Source organism: Staphylococcus ureilyticus (assembly GCF_025558845.1).
Lineage (GTDB): Bacteria > Bacillota > Bacilli > Staphylococcales > Staphylococcaceae > Staphylococcus > Staphylococcus ureilyticus.
On the sequence record NZ_CP094825.1, the window covers coordinates 44,965 to 62,841 of the forward strand.

Here is a 17,877-nt window from a genome sequence, read left to right on the forward strand (position 1 = left end):
AGAATGTATTAAGCACTATAGCTTTAGCATTTAGTTTCGTTAAAAAGAAAATATATTTTCTGCGGCATCTAATTAATTATGCTGTTGTATTCACTTAACCTATAATAATAATAATTTAATTAGCAAGTTAATTTAAAAAATGTGTAATATAGTAGATAGAAATACACTTTGTTGTCGACAATTATACATGTTAATAGTGAAATATAAGTGGAAAATTAATACTTCAGGAAGGAACTATCGACTTAAATTATAATACGATAGTTATTACTTAATAGAAAGTAGGAAAGCAAATGATAGAAATAATTATTCAACTTATTCTCTGAACTGGATTTACAGGGTTATCAGTTACAAACATTATTAGTAGTAAAAATGCAAAGGTTAAATTTAAAAATCTAAATATACTAATATAGTTTATGCATTTAACAGGTGTCATACAAATAATAGGTAGTTTTAGTTTGTTAATCGGCATAGTTTACACAAACTTTGCAATCTTTGGCGGGTTTTTGGATGGCGATGTTTATGGCAGGAGGATTTACAGTTAGAATGAAATCGATAGAAAGTCTTAATGATTTTAGATTACCACTTTTAATAGGTGTCTTATCGCTATTCGTATTAATTTTATCTAGGCAGTTAATGAACTATTTAAATATCCTTGAACCACCTCTAATTTATATTTATTTCTTAATTAAGGAATAGGGGGTACTTGTGTTAATTAGTCAAATTGCGTTGGATCTAATTTAAATCTTGAATCATATACTATGAAATATTATATTAAATTGTTAAAATCTATGTTAAGGCATTTACTGCACATAAATAGAAAATCAATTAATCATATTATTGTACTAAATAAAAGGAGGGCATCCATGTTTTTAGCATGGAATGAAATTAAACGTAATAAATTGAAGTTTAGTTTAATCGTTGGCGTTCTGATAATGATAAGTTATTTACTGTTCTTATTATCTGGTTTAGCCAGTGGATTAATGAATATGAACAGAGAGGGTATTGATAAATGGGGCGCTGATGCAATTGTGTTAAATAAAGATGCAAATCAAACGGTTGAACAATCAGTTTTTAACTTAGATAAAGTAGAAAACACATATAAGCAACAAGCAAGTTTAAAGCAGACGGGTGTTATTGTTTCTAACGGAGATACCGAAGAGAATGCATTGCTATTTGGTGTTAAAGATAATTCTTTTTTAGTACCCAATATGATTGAAGGAAAGAAATTTAATTCTGATAATGAAGTTATTGCTGATGAAACGCTTAAAGAAAATGGTTTCAAAGTTGGTGATAAACTGTCATTATCACAGTCTGATGAAGAATTGAAAATAGTAGGATTTAGTGAGAGTGCAAAATATAATGCTTCGCCTGTGATTTTCTCAAGTAATAGTACAATAGAAAAAATTAATCCATCCTTAAAAGAAGGCATGACGAACGCTGTAGTTGTTAAAGATAAAGAATGGAATAAAAAGAATTTAGATAGCAATTTAGAAGCTATTGAAATTGAAAATTTTGTTGAGAATTTACCTGGCTATAAAGCACAAAACTTAACCCTCAATTTTATGATTTCATTTCTATTTGTTATTTCAGCAACAGTTATAGGTATATTTTTATACGTGATTACACTGCAAAAGACAAATTTATTTGGTGTATTAAAAGCTCAAGGCTTTACAAATGGTTATTTAGCAAAGGTAGTAATATCACAAACGTTTATTATTGCTTTGATAGGAACAATTGTTGGATTAATACTGACATTAATAACAGGATTATTTTTACCAAGTGCAGTGCCTATTAAATTTAGTATAGCAACTCTAACGATATACGGTATTGTACTGATTGTTGTTTCACTATTAGGTAGTCTGTTCTCTATATTAACGATAAGAAAAGTGGATCCACTTAAAGCGATAGGGTAAATAAGGAGTGTAATTAAATGTTAGAATTTACAAATGTTACTAAATATTTCCAAGACGGAAATCAAAAAATAGAAGCCGTAAAACCTACCTCACTAAAATTTAATCAAAAAGAACTCATTGCTATTATTGGTCCTTCTGGTTCTGGAAAAAGCACGTTTTTAACTATGGCGGGGGCGCTCCAAACGCCCAGTTCGGGTGATATTATAATTAATGAGAGCGAAGTGTCCGGTATGTCTCAGAAAGTACTAGCACACACAAGAATGCAAGAAATTGGATTCATACTGCAAGCCACTAATCTCGTGTCTTTTTTAACTGTAAAACAACAATTTAAATTACTAAAGAAACAAAAGAAAAATGTGCTAAGTGAAGATGAGTATAATCAACTTATGTCACAGCTTAATCTGGAAACAATTGAAAATAAGCTTCCAAGTGAGATATCTGGAGGACAAAAGCAGCGTGTGGCAATTGCCAAAGCTTTATATACGCAACCTTCAATCATTTTAGCAGATGAACCGACGGCCTCTTTAGACACCCAGAATGCTATGGAAGTTATGAAGATTTTAAAGGAACAGACTTTAAGAAAAAACAAAACCTGTATAGTAGTTACACATGATGAAAGACTTACGTCATATTGTGATAAGGTTTATCATATGGAAGACGGAGTATTAGAGCAAGCTCAAGTCTAATGTTTTAACGCTAATAATTAATTCAAGGTACTACTAATTAATAAATATTAGATTCGAAATTAATATAAATATAGCCTACTTAACTTATAAAATTAAGTAGGCATTTTTATTAGTAAATAATGGGGTTTATAAAGAAATAATTATGATTTGTTATCAAAATTTCTTCCTTCTAAACCAGCTAACTCTTCTTTTGATGCAGATGGTGCTTTCATTTCAAAAATTTGATTGACAACTGTATAGTCATAATAACCTAAGCGCGCAATAGGTCTAATAGATTGTATATCAAGTTTCCCATTATCTAGAATAACTTCGTCATCAATATGAACTTGTGCTACACGGCCTATTACCATATCTACAGTTGATACTGGATCGCCAGTAGGGATACGCACTGTTTGGACATATTCACACTCAAAATGTACAGGAGATGCTTTGACTCTGTGACCAGGCGCTTCAATGCATTTCTCTTTTTCTACACCTGCAAATTCAAATTCATCTTCTTCTGGTGGCAATGCCTTAGCAGATAAGTTTACTGCTTCTCTTAAATCATAAGTTGCCATGTTCCAAACAAACCATCCTGTTTCTTCTGCATTTTTAACTGTATCTTTACGCTCGTGTTCTCCTAAAACAGATTGATTAGCTGCAAACATTACCATAGGCGGATCCCATGTTAAATTTTGGTATTGGCTATAAGGTGCTAAATTATCTTTACCATCCTTTGATATTGTTGAAATCCATCCAATTGGTCTAGGAACAGTACTGCTTTTAAAAGGATCGTGTAGTAAACCATGGCTACGTGTACCTTGTTTTGGTGAATAATTCATAACATGATCACTCCTCAAAAATTTTGAAACTACTGCAAGAATAATTGTAATTAATGTAAACGTCTAATACTAAATTTGAATTGATTTATTAGTTCAAACTATAGAACAATGAAAAGTGCATCAATAAGTTGTTTGTTCATCGCTTGGCAAGAATAATGAAGCAAGGAATGCTAAGAATGCAATAGAAGATAGGATTACAAACATACTTATAAAATTCTGTAGAGATGTAAGGTGAATTGATAATATGGGCGCTATTGCTGTACCTAAAAACAGAATAAATGTGTTAACAGACAAGAAGAAACCTCTATTTCCGTAAACTATCATATTTACTTTTGCGATCACTAAGGGAACTGCAAAGGAAATTCCAGCGACAAAGCAAATACTTAAAAATGTTATTAGCAGAATATTATGTGTAAAAGGCATTAATATTAATGTCACGCCACAAACGCCTAAAGCAATATTTAACACAAATTTGACACCAAACCTACTACTAATACGTCCCGACACTAATGAACTTAACATACCAAAAACACCAAATAGTTTGACTAGAAATGATGTGTGATTATCTCCGTTAATAAAATCTGACAGTATGAATTCATTCATTACTGCATACATAGAGATGAATATTGTAAGCAGTGTTAGAGAGATAAAGTAGCAAATGAATACTTTGCGATTTTTAGCAAAGTCTTTGAAATTGCTAAAGTATTTAAGGATTTGAACATCTGAATTTTTTACAGGGCTTTCTGGGACATTTCTAAAGATGATAATAGCTAAGCAGATGTATAGTGAAGAAAGTATAAAGAAAATAATGTGCCAATCGAATTGGCTGATTAATATTTCTGAAAAATTTTGACCTAAAATACCAGATAGCATAAAACTTGTACTAATAAAACTTACTGCTGTTAACCTCTTTTTAAGTGGATAAGTTTCGGTAGTGTAAGTAATAGCTATGGGAGAAAATGCAGCTGCAAATATCCCTTGGAGGCCTCGTAAAATCAATAACGTATTAAAAGAAGTTACAAATCCAATCAAAAAGCAAACTATAATTAGACCAATCAGTGAAAGTAAAATGACACGTATTCTTCCAAATTTTTCTGAAATAGTACCATAAAATAAACAGCTAATGGAATAAGTGACTGAAAAAACCACACCATTCATTGCTGCAACTGACTGAGATATACCAAAATCATTTGCTAAATGCTCTGTTATAGGTATTGCGGTATATAGATTAAACATAATTAAGATACCAGAAATAAACAAAACAAATGTTATTATATTATAATTTTTTGACGCTTCCATACGTATTACTCCTTGAAAATGAATTGTTTCCATTATTACATTTATTTAGGTTTTGGAAAACCTTTTTTGAAAAAATGTTCATTTCTGTTTTGAATTTTTTATGAAGTGGAAATAGGTAAGTGAGTGTAGAAATTGATGACAATCGAATGGGAGCTTTTTCAGGAGGTAAATTAATGAAAATAAACTTAAATTGGGAAAATACTTTTCAAGAATATCAAGATATATTGAATTCTGGTTTAAATCCAGAATGGTTATATAGCGCTAAAGCAAATATGATACTAATTCCAGCTTATACAGGAAAAGGGAAAGAGTTTTTTTTACTAGTGACATCATTAAAGCAAGTAAGACTATCCCCTTTTTTTAGACAATTTTGATGATTCGTAGAGTTATTTCATAATTCTTGCTAATAAAGATTGAAAAGCTTTAAGAAGGGTACAATATTAAGTAAGAGACTTGGAGCTCTTGTCAATTAAGATGATGAGCAAGTGAGCTCGTTAAGTTAAAGATGAGCTGAGGTAAAGTTTACCTGCCCATCTTTTTCTATTTGGAGGCTAAATATATGAAAAAAATATTATTAACAGGCGCTTCGGGATATATCGGTAGTCACTTAATGAATAAATTAAAAGATAACTATGAAATTATAGCTATTTCTAGAAATATAGAAAATAAATCAAATGAACACAATGTTACTTGGAAGGTAGCTGACTTGTTTGATTTAAATGAAATCACTGAGGTAATGGAGGATATTGATATCGCTATATATCTTGTCCATTCTATGATGCCTTCAGCTAAGTTGACGCAGGCGAGCTTTGAAGATATGGATGCATTATTAGCTGATAATTTTGCTAAAGCCGCAAGTTATAACAAAGTTCAGCATATTGTATTTATGAGTGGTTTGATACCTAATACAAATGAATTATCACCACATTTAAGAAGCCGTTTAGAGTGCGAACAGATTTTAGGATCATATGGTGTACCAGTAAGTACTTTAAGAGCTGGTTTGATTATAGGCTCTAAAGGAAGTTCTTACCCTATATTAAAAAAATTAGTAGAAAGATTACCTGGCCTGTTACTACCAAAATGGGCTTATAATACAACATTGCCAGTTGCAATAGACGACGTGATTGATGGTTTATATAAAATTGTAGAGCGTAATCCAAATGAGAACGAATCGATAGATATTGGTGGACCTAGTCATATGACTTATAAAGATCTATTCAAGCAAACTGCAGAGGTACTAGATAAACGATTACCTACGATAGATTTGCCTATTATTCCCATTTGGCTAAGTAAATATTGGGTGAAACTTATTTCAGGTGTCCCAAAAGAAATGGTCTATCCGTTAATGGATAGCTTAATTCATGATATGATTAGAAATGATGAAAATATTGTGAAAGACATTTCTATAGGCAAGATTGATTATAAGGAAAGTGTGCGTAATGCCTTGGAAGAAGAAACTAAGACACAAAAGAAAGGGAAGTCATCACGTAAGGACGATATTAAAGATGTTAGAGCAATATCAAGGGTAGTCTTACCTAAAGATGTAAATATGATTCAATTGGCAGAATCATATGCAAATTTTTTAAATAGAATTACATTAAATGTCGTTAATAGTGATTTTAACGAAGATAACTTTACGATTAGTGTGCCGTGTTTAAATAAGGACTTACTATTATTAAGTAAAGATTTTAAAGCTTCTAATAATGAGAGAATTTTATATCGAATTGTTGGTGGAGATTTCGCTTTAGATTCAGATGGTGGTAATGCGAGATTAGAGTTTAGAAGATTACCTAATAGTGACGCATGTATCATAGCGTTACAAGAATATGAACCGACGTTACCTTGGTGGGTATATAAGTATACCCAAGCAAAAGTTCATAAAAGTGTAATGAATCTTTTTAAATTCAAGATTAATAGCCAAAAAACTAATAAAGGAGAATACTTTAATATAAAGAAGTTTATTTTGCCAATTGTTATTACAGGTGCAATTGTTTTGAAAGTATATGGATTGAAAAAGTATTTAGCTAGAAAAAATAACATGTCCAATGCCGAATTGTAACGGCTAAAATAAAGGCTAGTTACTTTTACAAAAAAAGAGGGGATTAACTATGAAAGCAAACGAGATAATTAAAACAATTATAAAAGTTATAACACCAATTACAGGCGGTAAATTTATAGGGAAATTTGCAGTGAAAAATGCGAGAAAAGATTATAAAAATAATGTTAAACCACCTTTTTCACCACCCGGCTACGTCTTTCCAATTGTGTGGCCAATACTTTATACAACGATGGGCGTAGCTTATGCATTAGTGACTAATAAATCTACTAGTAAGGCTTTCAAAGGTGCTTATTACACGCAATTAAGCCTGAATTATCTATGGTCGATATTATACTTTAAATATAAATTACGCTTTAGTGCGTTGATAGAGAGTGTTGTATTACTGGGCGCAGTAGTTACAACAACTGTAAAATTTTTCAATGTAAAAAAAGTTGCTGGCATTTTACTAGTTCCATATATGCTTTGGAGCGCTTTTGCTACTTATTTAACAGCTGGTAATTGGTATTTAAATAAAGATAACCCAAGCTATACAGAGAAATCTGAGAATTAAATTGATGAAAAAGATTATATATATTGCGCTATATTGGTTTATAGTTCAAATGATTATTGCTCAACTTGGTACTCGTATTAGTTATAAGTTCTTAGAAAAAGATAATAAGTATTTTCGAAGTTGGAATTTTGAACAAGAGGGTCAATTATGGCAACAATTAGTTAAAGTGCAATATTGGAAAGATCATTTGCCAGACGGTCAAAATCTTAACCCTAATATCAGTAGTAAAGCGACTTTCGATTTATCTAAAAATATGAATGATATACAGCGATTTATATTAGAAACTAGACGTGCAGAGGTGGTTCATCTGCTATCCATATTTCCTGTTATTGCGTTTTTTAAAGCGTCAAAAAGTGTTAAAATAATTAATTTTATATATGTCATTATAACTAATGTGCCTTGTATGATTGTTCAGCGCTATAATCGCCCTAAGTTAATACGTATTTATAATAAATTACAAAAAAGAAAAGGTGATTAAATGGGAAATAAGAAAGTGGTTGTCATAGGAGGAGGCTTGGGAGGGATTGCTAGCGCAATTTGTATGGCTCAAGCAGGCTATCAAGTGGATTTATATGAACAAAATAAGCATATCGGTGGAAAGGTAAATAGGTTAGACATAGATGACTATGGATTTGATCTCGGTCCATCAATTTTAACCATGCCTAAAGTATTTCAACGCTTATTTCAACGATGTGATGAAAGGCTAGAAGATTATGTTAGCATTCGTAAGTTAAGTTTACAGATTAGAAACGTTTATCCAGATGGCCAAATTTTAGATTTATATGAATCCATGGAAGATATGTTAACAAATAATGAATCGTTAACAAATAAAGATATAGAGCAACTTTCTTCGTTTTTTAGTTACGCACAAAAGATACATCAAGTTGCTGAAAAAAGCTACTTTGATAAGGGATTAGATACGATGTTTGCAATTATTCGTTATCATGGTCCGTTTTCAGCTTTAAAGCAATTCGATTATTTTCATACAATGCAACAAGCCATTAATAAAAGGGTAGATAACCCATATTTAAGAGAAATGCTAGGTTATTTCATAAAATATGTCGGCTCCTCATCTTATGATGCTCCGGCTGTATTGAGTTTATTACCTCAAATGCAACATGAGGAAGGTTTGTGGTACGTAGATGGTGGCATTCATAAGTTAGCGGAAGCGATGGAACAATTAGCGAGAAAATTAGGTGTGGGCATACATTTTAACACCCCTGTAAAACGTATCAATTATAATAGTCAAAATAAGGTGACAGGGATAACAATAGAAAGTAATAAGGAAATATATGCAGATTACATTATATCTAATATGGAAGTAATCCCTGTTTATAAGTATTTATTGAATTTTGATGCAAACCAAATAAACAAATTGGAACGTAAATTTGAGCCAGCTAGTTCAGGTTATGTCATGCATCTTGGTGTGGACAAAAGTTATCCAGAGCTTCAACATCATAACTTTTTCTTTTCAAGTAATTCTAAAGTTAATTATGATCAAGTTTTTCACCAGTATGTTTTGCCTGAAGATCCGACTATTTATGTAGTGAATACAAATAAAACAGATAAGACACAGGCGCCAGAGGGACACGAGAATATAAAAATATTGCCACACATACCGTACATTCAGAGTAAGTCATTTAGTGAAGCAGAATATCTGCAATTCCAAGAACGTATATTGGATAAATTAGAGTCCATGGGCTTGAAAGATTTGAGAAAGCACATTGTATATGAAGACGTATGGATACCACATGATATAGAAAATACATACAATTCTAATAAAGGAGCTATATATGGCGTAGTATCCAATAAGAAGAAAAATAAAGGTTTTAAATTTCCTAAAAAAAGTCAGTACTTCAAAAATTTGTACTTTGTAGGTGGTTCTGTAAATCCTGGCGCTGGTATGCCTATGGTTACTTTGAGTGGTATGCAAGTAGCAGAAGCTATTATTAATGGAGAAAGTAGTTGAGGCTGAATGATACTTTATATAATAGCAATAGTATTGACGATACTATCACTAATAAGTGGAATGTGTATGTATGCGCGTCGAGCGATTATAAATAACTCCGGAAAAGGAAGAAGTCAGACAGCCGTCAGTGTTATTGTACCTGCTAGAAATGAAGCGGAGAACTTACCTAAATTACTTAACAGTATAAGTAAAGAGCAAGAAATAGAAGTAATTGTTATGGATGATGGTTCAACTGATGAGACACAAGTTGTCGCTAGATATTATGGTGCGAGCGTATATACTGTTGAAAATGATACTACATGGCAAGGTAAGTCACATGCTTGTTGGCAAGGTAGCAAATATGCAACGCATGATTTATTAATGTTTGTTGATGCTGATGTTCAGTTTGCTTGTGATGATAGTATTCAAAATATAGCCAATCAATATGATTTACAAGGTGGTAAAGGTTTGTTGTCAATACAACCTTATCACAAGATAAAAAAGCTATATGAAAATATATCGGCGATTTTTAATTTAATGACAATCGTAGGTATGAATCAATTTTCAATCACGAAATCAGCAAATAATGAGCAAGGCGCGTTTGGACCAGTCCTTGTGACAAATAAGCAAGATTATAAATTGACACAAGGACATTTGAAAGCTAAAAATCAAATCATTGAAGGCTTTGCAATAAGTAAAGCATATAATCAGCAAGGTTTGCCAGTTAGTTTGCATGAAGGCCAAGGCGTAGTGAATTTTAGAATGTATTCTCAAGGATATAAAGCGCTCTTAGAGGGTTGGAGTAAACACTTTGCACTTGGCTCTCAAGTAACTAAAAAGTCTACGCTTACGTTTGTATTTTTATGGCTATTTGGTTCACTTACAACAGTTTTAGCGATAATTTTTTCAATTAATTTAGGCTCGTTATATATATTATTAGCTATTACTCTATATTTTATATATGCGATACAATTTCATATATTTATTCGAAGAACAGGAAATTTTAATATCGTTGCGAGTTTATGTCATCCACTGCTCTTCATATGCTTTGTCGTGATATTTTTTAAATCATGGTTAGATATCAATGTATTCAAACGTATATATTGGAAAGGCCGTAGAATAGATTTATAGCTTAGTTTTTTATACAAATGTCAAGAAGTTCTAGGCTTACTGAGGAGGTCAATAAATGAATCAATTAGAGAGATATTATAACCATTGTCACAATATAATGAAAGAACATTCAAAAACGTTCTCATATGCCTTTGATTTTTTGGATTTAAAAAGGAAAAAAGCAATTTGGGCTATTTATGCAGTTTGCAGAATTATAGATGACAGTATTGATAAATACAAAGACCTTGAGCAATTAAACGGCATAGCTAGAGATTTAGATGTGATTTATAGCGATTGTGATTATATTCAAGCGTATCAAAGTGATGCAGCTATTATGAATGCTTTAAGTAATACATTGAATACATATTCAATACCTAAAAAACCTTTTGAATCTTTAATTCAATATGTGAAGGAAGATTTAGTTTTAAAAGAAATGAAAACTGATTCAGATTTATATGAGTATTGCTATGGTGTGGCAGGTACTGTCGGTGAATTGTTAACTCCTATATTAACTTCATCAAATGAAAATAATTTCGAGCAAGCTGAAGAAGCTGCGATTGCTTTAGGCAAGGCAATGCAAATAACTAATATTTTAAGAGATGTCGGCGAAGATTTTCAAAATGGAAGAATTTATCTAAGTGTAGAAAAATTAGCTCAATATCGAGTTAATCTACATTCTATATATTATGAAGGAGTTACGCCAAATTATATAGAACTGTGGGAAAGTTACGCTACAGAGGCAGTTAGGTTATATGATATTGCATTAAACGGTATTAATTATTTTGACGAAGAGGTTCGTTACATTATCGAATTAGCTGCGATAGCTTATCATGAAATACTTGTGGAAGTAAGGAAGGCAAACTATACGTTGCATAAGAAAGTATATGTAAGCAAATTGAAAAAAATGAAAATTTATCGTGAACTTAGTGCGAAATATAATAGGAGTGAAACATTATGAAGATTGCAGTTATAGGCGGCGGTGTTTCAGGTTTAGCTGCAGCTTCAAGATTAGCAGCAAACGGTCACCAAGTAGATTTATATGAAAAGAACCAACAAATAGGTGGCAGGATGAATCAGATCAAGCAAGATGGATTTACATTTGATATGGGACCAACCATCGTAATGATGCCTGAGATTTATCGAGACGTTTTTAATTACGCTCAAAAAAATATGAATGATTACTTGGAAATTAAACAATTATCACATATATATGATGTTTATTTTAGTGAAACAGATCAAATTCGCGTTCCTACAGATCTTGCTCAATTAAGAGATATGCTTGAAAGTATTGAACCTAACTCTACACATGGTTTTATGTCCTTTTTAACAGATATATACGAAAGATACGAAATAGCACGAAAATATTTTCTAGAACGTACGTTTAGGAAACCTACAGATTTTTATAATCCTTTTACTATATATCAAGGTATGAAACTCAAAACATTTGATAAAGCAGATAATTTAATTGAAAAATATGTTGATAATGAAAAAATCCAAAAGATTTTAGCGTTTCAAACATTATATATAGGTATCGACCCTAAACGAAGCCCGTCATTGTATTCAATTATACCCATGATAGAGTTAATGTTTGGTGTTCACTTTATAAAAGGTGGTATGTATAGCTTTGTCAGAGCGCTTCAAACGCTAAATGAAGAATTAGGTACTCGAATTTATACCAACGCAAACGTTGAAGAAATTATCATTGATGGTAGGTATAAGTGTGCGGAGGGACTAAAAGTAAACGGACATATAGAAAAGTATGACAAGATAATTTGTACTGCTGATTTCCCATATGCTACTTCATCTTTAATTAAAAATGAACATCATCCTAAGAAGTATACGACACAGAAAATTGATAATATGGACTATTCTTGCTCAGCCTTTTTAATGTACATAGGGGTTGATAAAGATTTATCTGAAGATATCTTGTTACATAATGTTATATTTTCAAAGGATTTTGATAATAATATCAATGAAATATTTTCCGGGGCAATATCCCAAGATCCATCAATATATGTATACGCTCCTAGTGTGGAAGATCAGTCGTTAGCGCCAGAAGGTCAAACAGGTATTTATGTGCTGATGCCCGTTTCAGAATTGAAAACAGGTGATACGGATTGGTCTGATGAGTCAACAATCACACAAGTGAAAGATATTATTTACAATAAGCTTTCTACGATTAAAGCGTTAAAAGATTTGAAAAAGCAAGTTGTGACAGAAATTATTTATACGCCTAAGGATTTTGAAGGAGATTATAATGCTAAATTTGGAGCAGCCTTTGGTTTAATGCCTACTTTAGCGCAAAGTAACTATTACAGACCACCTAATGTGAGCAGAGATTACAAAAATTTGTATTTTGCTGGAGCTAGTGTTCATCCAGGGGCAGGCGTACCAATTGTACTGACGAGTGCTAAAATTACAGTTGATGCTATGTTAGAAGATATTAATGATGGTATATAAAAAACGGGAGTGGGACAGAAATCAAATTTTCTAATATAAATTTCGTAGTCCCACCCCGGCAAGGGTGACTAGGATTGAAAAAAGCTTGATATAATCGCATTTTCAATTCAGTCACCTACTGCCAAATTGAAAACGAGCCTGAGACATCTATTTATGTCCCAGGCTCGCCTTTTTAACTAATCGAACGTAATGGTTTGTGGTGTGTCTAATTTTTTATCGTTCATAATTTTTATGGATTTTGGTATTACTTTAATTACACACAAGTTTGGATCATCCTTAGAGTCAAAAAAGGACTTATCTTGTTTGTTCCAAATCCAATCAATAGTCTCTTGATCTTTCAGTATTTCAACATTAGCATCAATTTCTAGAAAACTACGATTATTCGTTTCATCGTAACCTATAAGTACATGAGCTTTGGGATTATCTTTAAATTCAGCAATTTTTTTAGACTCAATGCTTGTCTTAGTATAAAGTGTGTGTCCATCATTATAAAATACCATGTATCTACTATTAGGTGTATTGTTATGTGCAGTAGATAGGACACCTATTTTTGATGTATTTAATATATTTTCAATTTCATTTTGTAATTGTTCGTTATTCATAATTTAATCACCTCTAATAATTATATACCCTGAAGTGACCTATAATATGTACAGTGTTAACATTGGTTTTGTTTTTTAGTGAATTATACACAAGTTATAATGGGTATATGATTGAAAAATATCATTCTAAGTTAAGGGACGATTATAATAGTGAGGGTCTTTAATATACAAATTCAGCTATTTCGATAAAGTTATTATGTAAAAATAATCTGGGAGGCAATAAAATGCATTTAGGAGTCATACTTAACAGAGTTTTTAGAACGAAAGATAATCCACTGTTTCATTATATAGTGAAGCACCAAAATGAAATAAATAAATTGTATTTTATTTTACCTTTAGAAGATTTAACTGACGCATCAGAAGTCAAACGTGATTATTATCATAAAGTTGTAAAAGGGTTTGTAAATGCGTTAGATAAGTATGACATACAACCTTATATTGTCACGTATGACAAGTTAGGTGACTTAGCTGATACATTGGCGTTATCTCATGTATTAGTAGCAAAAGATATTATGAGTTATCACAAGGAAATATATGACTATCCTCATGTAAAACAAGCTTTTGAAAACCATCGAGTTACAGTAATTGGACAACGTGTGAATCATTATTTTGAACCAACAAAGACTTTTAATAAACAACAACAGCCTTATAAAGTGTTTACCAGTTTTTATAAAGCAAATCGTCAAGATTTAGTACGTACCCCTAAGAAAAGTTATCAAGTTAAGCAGTTGGCTCAAATTGCGGAAAAGGGTTTAAATCAAAGTGATCTAAAATTCACAAACAGTAAAGATGCAGAAAAGTTAGCACGTAAAGCTTGGGATGATTTTTTAAATGGTGACATAGTTCGTTATGATAAATTGACTGACGATGTAACCCAAGATTTTGTAAGTGGATTAGGTAGATCTTTAGCCTATGGACTACTCGATATTCGTGAAATTATAAATGATTTACTTGAAGGTTACGATAGTGATGAAACAAATTATGAAGCTTTTATAAGAGAAGTTATATTCCGTGAATTTTATTATGTATTAATGACACAATATCCAGAAACTGCAACTAAATCCTTTTCTGAAAAGTATCGAAGTATGGAATGGTCTTATAATAAAGCGCATTTTGAAGTATGGAGAAAAGGCCAAACTGGCTTTCCAATCGTTGATGCCGCAATGAAGAAACTAAATCGTACAGGATATATGCATAATCGTTTGAGAATGGTCGTATCTCAATTTTTAACGAAAAATTTATTTATTGATTGGACTTGGGGTGAGGACTACTTTAGACAGTATTTGATAGATTATGATAATGCATCTAATGTACATGGTTGGCAATGGTCAGCATCAACGGGGACGGACGCAGTGCCTTATTTCAGAATGTTTAATCCTATACGCCAAAGTGAGCGTTTCGATGCGCAAGGTTATTTTATTAAAACACAACTAGAAATATTTAATGATGTGATTAGTAAGTATATTCATGATCCAACTAAATATAAGAGTAAGTTACAAGAACTTTATCATATTGAAATTGGAAAAGATTATCCAGAGGCTATTGTGAATCATAAAGATAGTAGAGCTTATGTTATGGATAAATTTAAGCAATTGTGACATGTCAGTCATTAAAAAGGAGTGATTCATTTGTTGAACAATGAAATGCATCGTATTTATTTAGACGTAAATAATAATGAGGTAACTATTAATACATTTAATGTCGCATATAAATATACTATATTAGAACAAATTAATGATTTGCCTCAATATGGTTATGCAGTTTTAAATCATCTATATGTTAATCCTGGTCTAGAAGAAGACTTTGAACGTATTTTCTTAAATAGAGATAAGCACTTAAGGAATACTAAAGGGTTTGAAAATCTATTGTTTTTAAAGCCACATCGTACACATGAACATTATGTTATTATTACGTTTTGGCATGACGAAGCAGCTTACAAGCATTGGCAAGCGTCTCAGGAATATAAAGCCTCTCATAAAAATAGAGGAACTAGACAAGGTGCTGATAAATCTATTGTAAACAGAAACCTATCATTTAATATTAGTTTAGAATTTAAATAACATAATTTTTGAATTAAATGATATTTCTGCAAACATATAGGCGAGTTATTTAAATACTAACTTGCCTATTTTTTAAGCGATATAAAAATTTTAGCAAAATCACTGATAAGGGGAAGCGTATCATAAATAAAGCTAAAAAATAGGTCGTAAAAAATGTAATATGAGATGAATTGATGTAAATAATATATAGACAGCCTTGATAACTGGAGTATTTTTTATGGCTCTAAGGAATGGATTAGTTTATACGTGGGTATCAGAATTGCGAATACAAAGTTAAATTTAGAAATACTTTATCCAATCTATACAGATTTTTTATTTCAGCTAAGAAAATGATAGGAGCGTACAGAACTCCTATCACACAAGAAGGTATATTATATTTATGAAAATAATAAGTTGAAGGAGAGTTACAGGATGAATAACAGTAAAGTTTATGCCATTATAGGGTTAACTATATGCTTAATAATTATGGCAGTCTGCTTACCGTTTTTAATTAAAAATGGTAGTTATTCGGCTATTTTTTCTGCTTTCATTCCTATAGCAATAGTAATAATTTATCTTATCTTTAATAAGCAAAATAATAATGATAATTAGGTATTGTAATAACATCACTTATACTTTAAAAATGACGGAGGGATTGGTTAGAAGTGACAATATTTACAATAGGTCATTATAATTATAATCTAGAAACATTTCTTGAAATGCTAGAAAAAGCCAAGATAACAAAAATTATAGATGTTCGTTCATTTCCAAATAGTAAAAAACATCCACAATATAACCAACATGACTTCATGGATTGGCTAAAAGAGCACAATATAAAATATAAACATATTTCATTACTAGGCGGAAGAAGAAAACGTTCTGGCGTAGTTGGAGAAAATTTGAATGCTGGTTGGAAAAATCAATCATTTCACAATTATGCAGATTATACTTTGACCGATGATTTTAAAGAAGGTATCAATATATTGATGGAAGAAAAAGATAATAATGTGGTTGCATTGTTATGTGCTGAACGTCATCCTTCAAGATGTCATCGTTTGATTATTAGTAATTGGCTACAGGCACATAATGAAAATGTAACACATGTTATTTTAAATAATAATGGCATTGAATTAAAATCGCATAAATTAGGAGAATGGGGAGCTATGCCTATCATTGAAGATGATGGGCATGTTGTATATCCCTTTATGACAAAATAAATTCCAATGATAAATTAAAAAGTAATAAATAAAAATCACATGATCAAAGAAGATCCAGTAGTGTGTCACAAGTGATGCTATTTGATAGACATTTAATAATACAATAGGTCACGTGAAATAATTTAACAGCATCCAATTATACATTTATATAATTAATTAACAAAAAAGACACGATTAGATTCGAGTCTTTTTTACTTGGATTTATTATAGTAGGAGTTGTTGTTAATGAGAAGAATTTAGAATTTTTAATATGGTTTCTTTGTTACTTAAAAGATTAATTTGTTGAAGAATTTGATTTTTAGTATCATTCAATTTACCTTGTTTTAAAATACTACTGGAAAAATTTTTGGGTTGATAATTATCCCAATATTCTAATTCAGAAAATAGTTCATGATATGCTTTCATGATATATAACCACCTTTAATTATATTCAATAAAATAGCTCTTCAAATTAAGAAGAGCGTTACACATCTTCTCATCTTTCAGTTATTTAAAACTGTTGGAATTAGCACATCGCTATTTAGCTGTTGCTGGAGCTTCTAAGGGCCAAGTCCCTCCACTCACTCTTAATAAGAGAACTATTTTATTAACTGTATTATAACACATAATGGAATAATTGGTGATAATGCATTACTCAAATTTGATTGAAAATTAAGTTGTTTTATTACAAAATTTTCATCGAGGAAAAAGATAATAGATTTGAACAAAGAATGTATGAACCAAAAATAAAGTGCTGAGACGCATTACGGGAGGGGAATTATTAAGTTTAGTGTGACGCAGAACTGTCTTTTTAAACTCTACACGAATATCAATATGATTAATGACAGTAAAATATAATTTTTTGAGTTGTAACCTTATCCATTGTCTTTATATTTAAATATATGACATAACATAACAGAAACTTGTTTAGTATCGTAGGATAATTTCTCTTGATTTTGTTGTTACTTAAATCGGTTTATTTGTTTTGTAATGACATTCAGTTGTTTTTCTACTCGAGATAGATGTTTTATCAAATGAGGTGAAATAAATTATATTTAAAAAATAATAATTTAAAGGAATTGAACACTTGAAAAGTCAGAATATTATAAAAATAAATATGCAATTTTAAATTAATTAGCTTATAATGTCTATGAGAGAATTACAAAAATAGAAAATATATTGCAAATCATCGAA

The 17,877-nt window shown here is 31.0% G+C and carries 17 protein-coding genes, 1 pseudogene and 1 riboswitch; of the genes and pseudogenes, 14 read left to right on the forward strand and 4 right to left on the reverse strand.

Annotated elements, in window-relative coordinates:
- The first annotated feature begins 507 nt into the window (after positions 1-507).
- The 3 genes from MUA21_RS00210 to MUA21_RS00220 all read left to right on the forward strand — a co-directional run bounded on the left by MUA21_RS00210 (position 508) and on the right by MUA21_RS00220 (position 2,599).
- Positions 508-696, forward strand: a complete 189-nt coding sequence (locus MUA21_RS00210) for a hypothetical protein (protein WP_262561536.1) — start codon at positions 508-510, stop codon at positions 694-696.
- A 167-nt stretch (positions 697-863) separates the two neighbouring features.
- On the forward strand, positions 864-1,913 hold the full coding sequence (locus tag MUA21_RS00215; RefSeq protein ID WP_107386643.1) for an ABC transporter permease: 1,050 nt from the start codon (positions 864-866) through the stop codon (positions 1,911-1,913).
- Positions 1,914-1,930: 17 nt separating this feature from the next.
- Complete coding sequence (locus MUA21_RS00220) at positions 1,931-2,599, forward strand: ABC transporter ATP-binding protein (protein WP_262561538.1); 669 nt, start codon at positions 1,931-1,933, stop codon at positions 2,597-2,599.
- A gap of 140 nt (positions 2,600-2,739) precedes the next feature.
- On the opposite strand, the gene MUA21_RS00225 is transcribed toward MUA21_RS00220, so the two are convergent.
- The gene (locus MUA21_RS00225; RefSeq protein WP_262561539.1) at positions 2,740-3,420 is read right to left on the reverse strand and encodes a flavin reductase family protein; all 681 of its coding nucleotides are present in this window, start codon (positions 3,418-3,420) and stop codon (positions 2,740-2,742) included.
- Positions 3,421-3,540: 120 nt separating this feature from the next.
- Positions 3,541-4,719 (reverse strand): MFS transporter, encoded by a 1,179-nt coding sequence (locus MUA21_RS00230; RefSeq protein ID WP_262561540.1) that lies wholly within the window; start codon positions 4,717-4,719, stop codon positions 3,541-3,543.
- 173 nt (positions 4,720-4,892) lie between these two features.
- Here MUA21_RS00230 and MUA21_RS00235 point away from each other — a divergent pair.
- The 8 genes and pseudogenes from MUA21_RS00235 (at position 4,893) to MUA21_RS00270 (ending at position 12,846) form a co-directional block, all read left to right on the forward strand.
- A pseudogene (locus MUA21_RS00235) lies at positions 4,893-5,083 on the forward strand (hypothetical protein).
- Positions 5,084-5,278: 195 nt separating this feature from the next.
- The gene (locus MUA21_RS00240) at positions 5,279-6,778 is read left to right on the forward strand and encodes an NAD-dependent epimerase/dehydratase family protein (RefSeq protein ID WP_262561542.1); all 1,500 of its coding nucleotides are present in this window, start codon (positions 5,279-5,281) and stop codon (positions 6,776-6,778) included.
- Between the two features lie 49 nt (positions 6,779-6,827).
- A complete protein-coding gene (locus MUA21_RS00245) occupies positions 6,828-7,328 on the forward strand; it encodes a TspO/MBR family protein (RefSeq protein WP_071561841.1) in 501 nt (166 codons plus the stop codon).
- 4 nt (positions 7,329-7,332) lie between these two features.
- Entirely contained in the window at positions 7,333-7,806 is a 474-nt protein-coding gene (locus MUA21_RS00250; RefSeq protein WP_071561842.1) for a glycosyl-4,4'-diaponeurosporenoate acyltransferase CrtO family protein, read from the forward strand.
- Positions 7,807-9,297, forward strand: coding sequence for a phytoene desaturase family protein (locus MUA21_RS00255; RefSeq protein ID WP_071561843.1), 1,491 nt, complete (start codon positions 7,807-7,809; stop codon positions 9,295-9,297).
- 66 nt (positions 9,298-9,363) lie between these two features.
- Positions 9,364-10,407 carry a glycosyltransferase family 2 protein gene (locus tag MUA21_RS00260; RefSeq protein WP_142020077.1) on the forward strand — a complete coding sequence of 348 codons (1,044 nt, stop codon included), beginning with the start codon at positions 9,364-9,366 and terminating at the stop codon, positions 10,405-10,407.
- Positions 10,408-10,462: 55 nt separating this feature from the next.
- Positions 10,463-11,344 (forward strand): phytoene/squalene synthase family protein, encoded by an 882-nt coding sequence (locus tag MUA21_RS00265; RefSeq protein WP_262561546.1) that lies wholly within the window; start codon positions 10,463-10,465, stop codon positions 11,342-11,344.
- Positions 11,341-12,846 carry a phytoene desaturase family protein gene (locus tag MUA21_RS00270; protein WP_262561547.1) on the forward strand — a complete coding sequence of 502 codons (1,506 nt, stop codon included), beginning with the start codon at positions 11,341-11,343 and terminating at the stop codon, positions 12,844-12,846. The genes MUA21_RS00265 and MUA21_RS00270 overlap by 4 nt, the downstream gene beginning before the upstream one ends.
- A gap of 176 nt (positions 12,847-13,022) precedes the next feature.
- On the opposite strand, the gene MUA21_RS00275 is transcribed toward MUA21_RS00270, so the two are convergent.
- Complete coding sequence (locus tag MUA21_RS00275) at positions 13,023-13,448, reverse strand: pyridoxamine 5'-phosphate oxidase family protein (RefSeq protein WP_016911010.1); 426 nt, start codon at positions 13,446-13,448, stop codon at positions 13,023-13,025.
- A gap of 224 nt (positions 13,449-13,672) precedes the next feature.
- Here MUA21_RS00275 and MUA21_RS00280 point away from each other — a divergent pair, with 224 nt between their 5' ends.
- The 3 genes from MUA21_RS00280 to MUA21_RS00290 all read left to right on the forward strand — a co-directional run bounded on the left by MUA21_RS00280 (position 13,673) and on the right by MUA21_RS00290 (position 16,704).
- A complete protein-coding gene (locus tag MUA21_RS00280; RefSeq protein ID WP_193325226.1) occupies positions 13,673-15,046 on the forward strand; it encodes a cryptochrome/photolyase family protein in 1,374 nt (457 codons plus the stop codon).
- A gap of 30 nt (positions 15,047-15,076) precedes the next feature.
- Positions 15,077-15,508, forward strand: a complete 432-nt coding sequence (locus tag MUA21_RS00285; RefSeq protein WP_438873791.1) for an antibiotic biosynthesis monooxygenase family protein — start codon at positions 15,077-15,079, stop codon at positions 15,506-15,508.
- A 644-nt stretch (positions 15,509-16,152) separates the two neighbouring features.
- On the forward strand, positions 16,153-16,704 hold the full coding sequence (locus MUA21_RS00290) for a DUF488 domain-containing protein (protein WP_019469203.1): 552 nt from the start codon (positions 16,153-16,155) through the stop codon (positions 16,702-16,704).
- Between the two features lie 222 nt (positions 16,705-16,926).
- Here the strand turns inward: MUA21_RS00290 and MUA21_RS00295 are convergent, their stop codons facing one another.
- Positions 16,927-17,109 (reverse strand): hypothetical protein, encoded by a 183-nt coding sequence (locus MUA21_RS00295; RefSeq protein WP_258085596.1) that lies wholly within the window; start codon positions 17,107-17,109, stop codon positions 16,927-16,929.
- A gap of 67 nt (positions 17,110-17,176) precedes the next feature.
- Positions 17,177-17,280, reverse strand: a riboswitch (SAM riboswitch).
- Between the last annotated feature and the right edge of the window lie 597 nt (positions 17,281-17,877).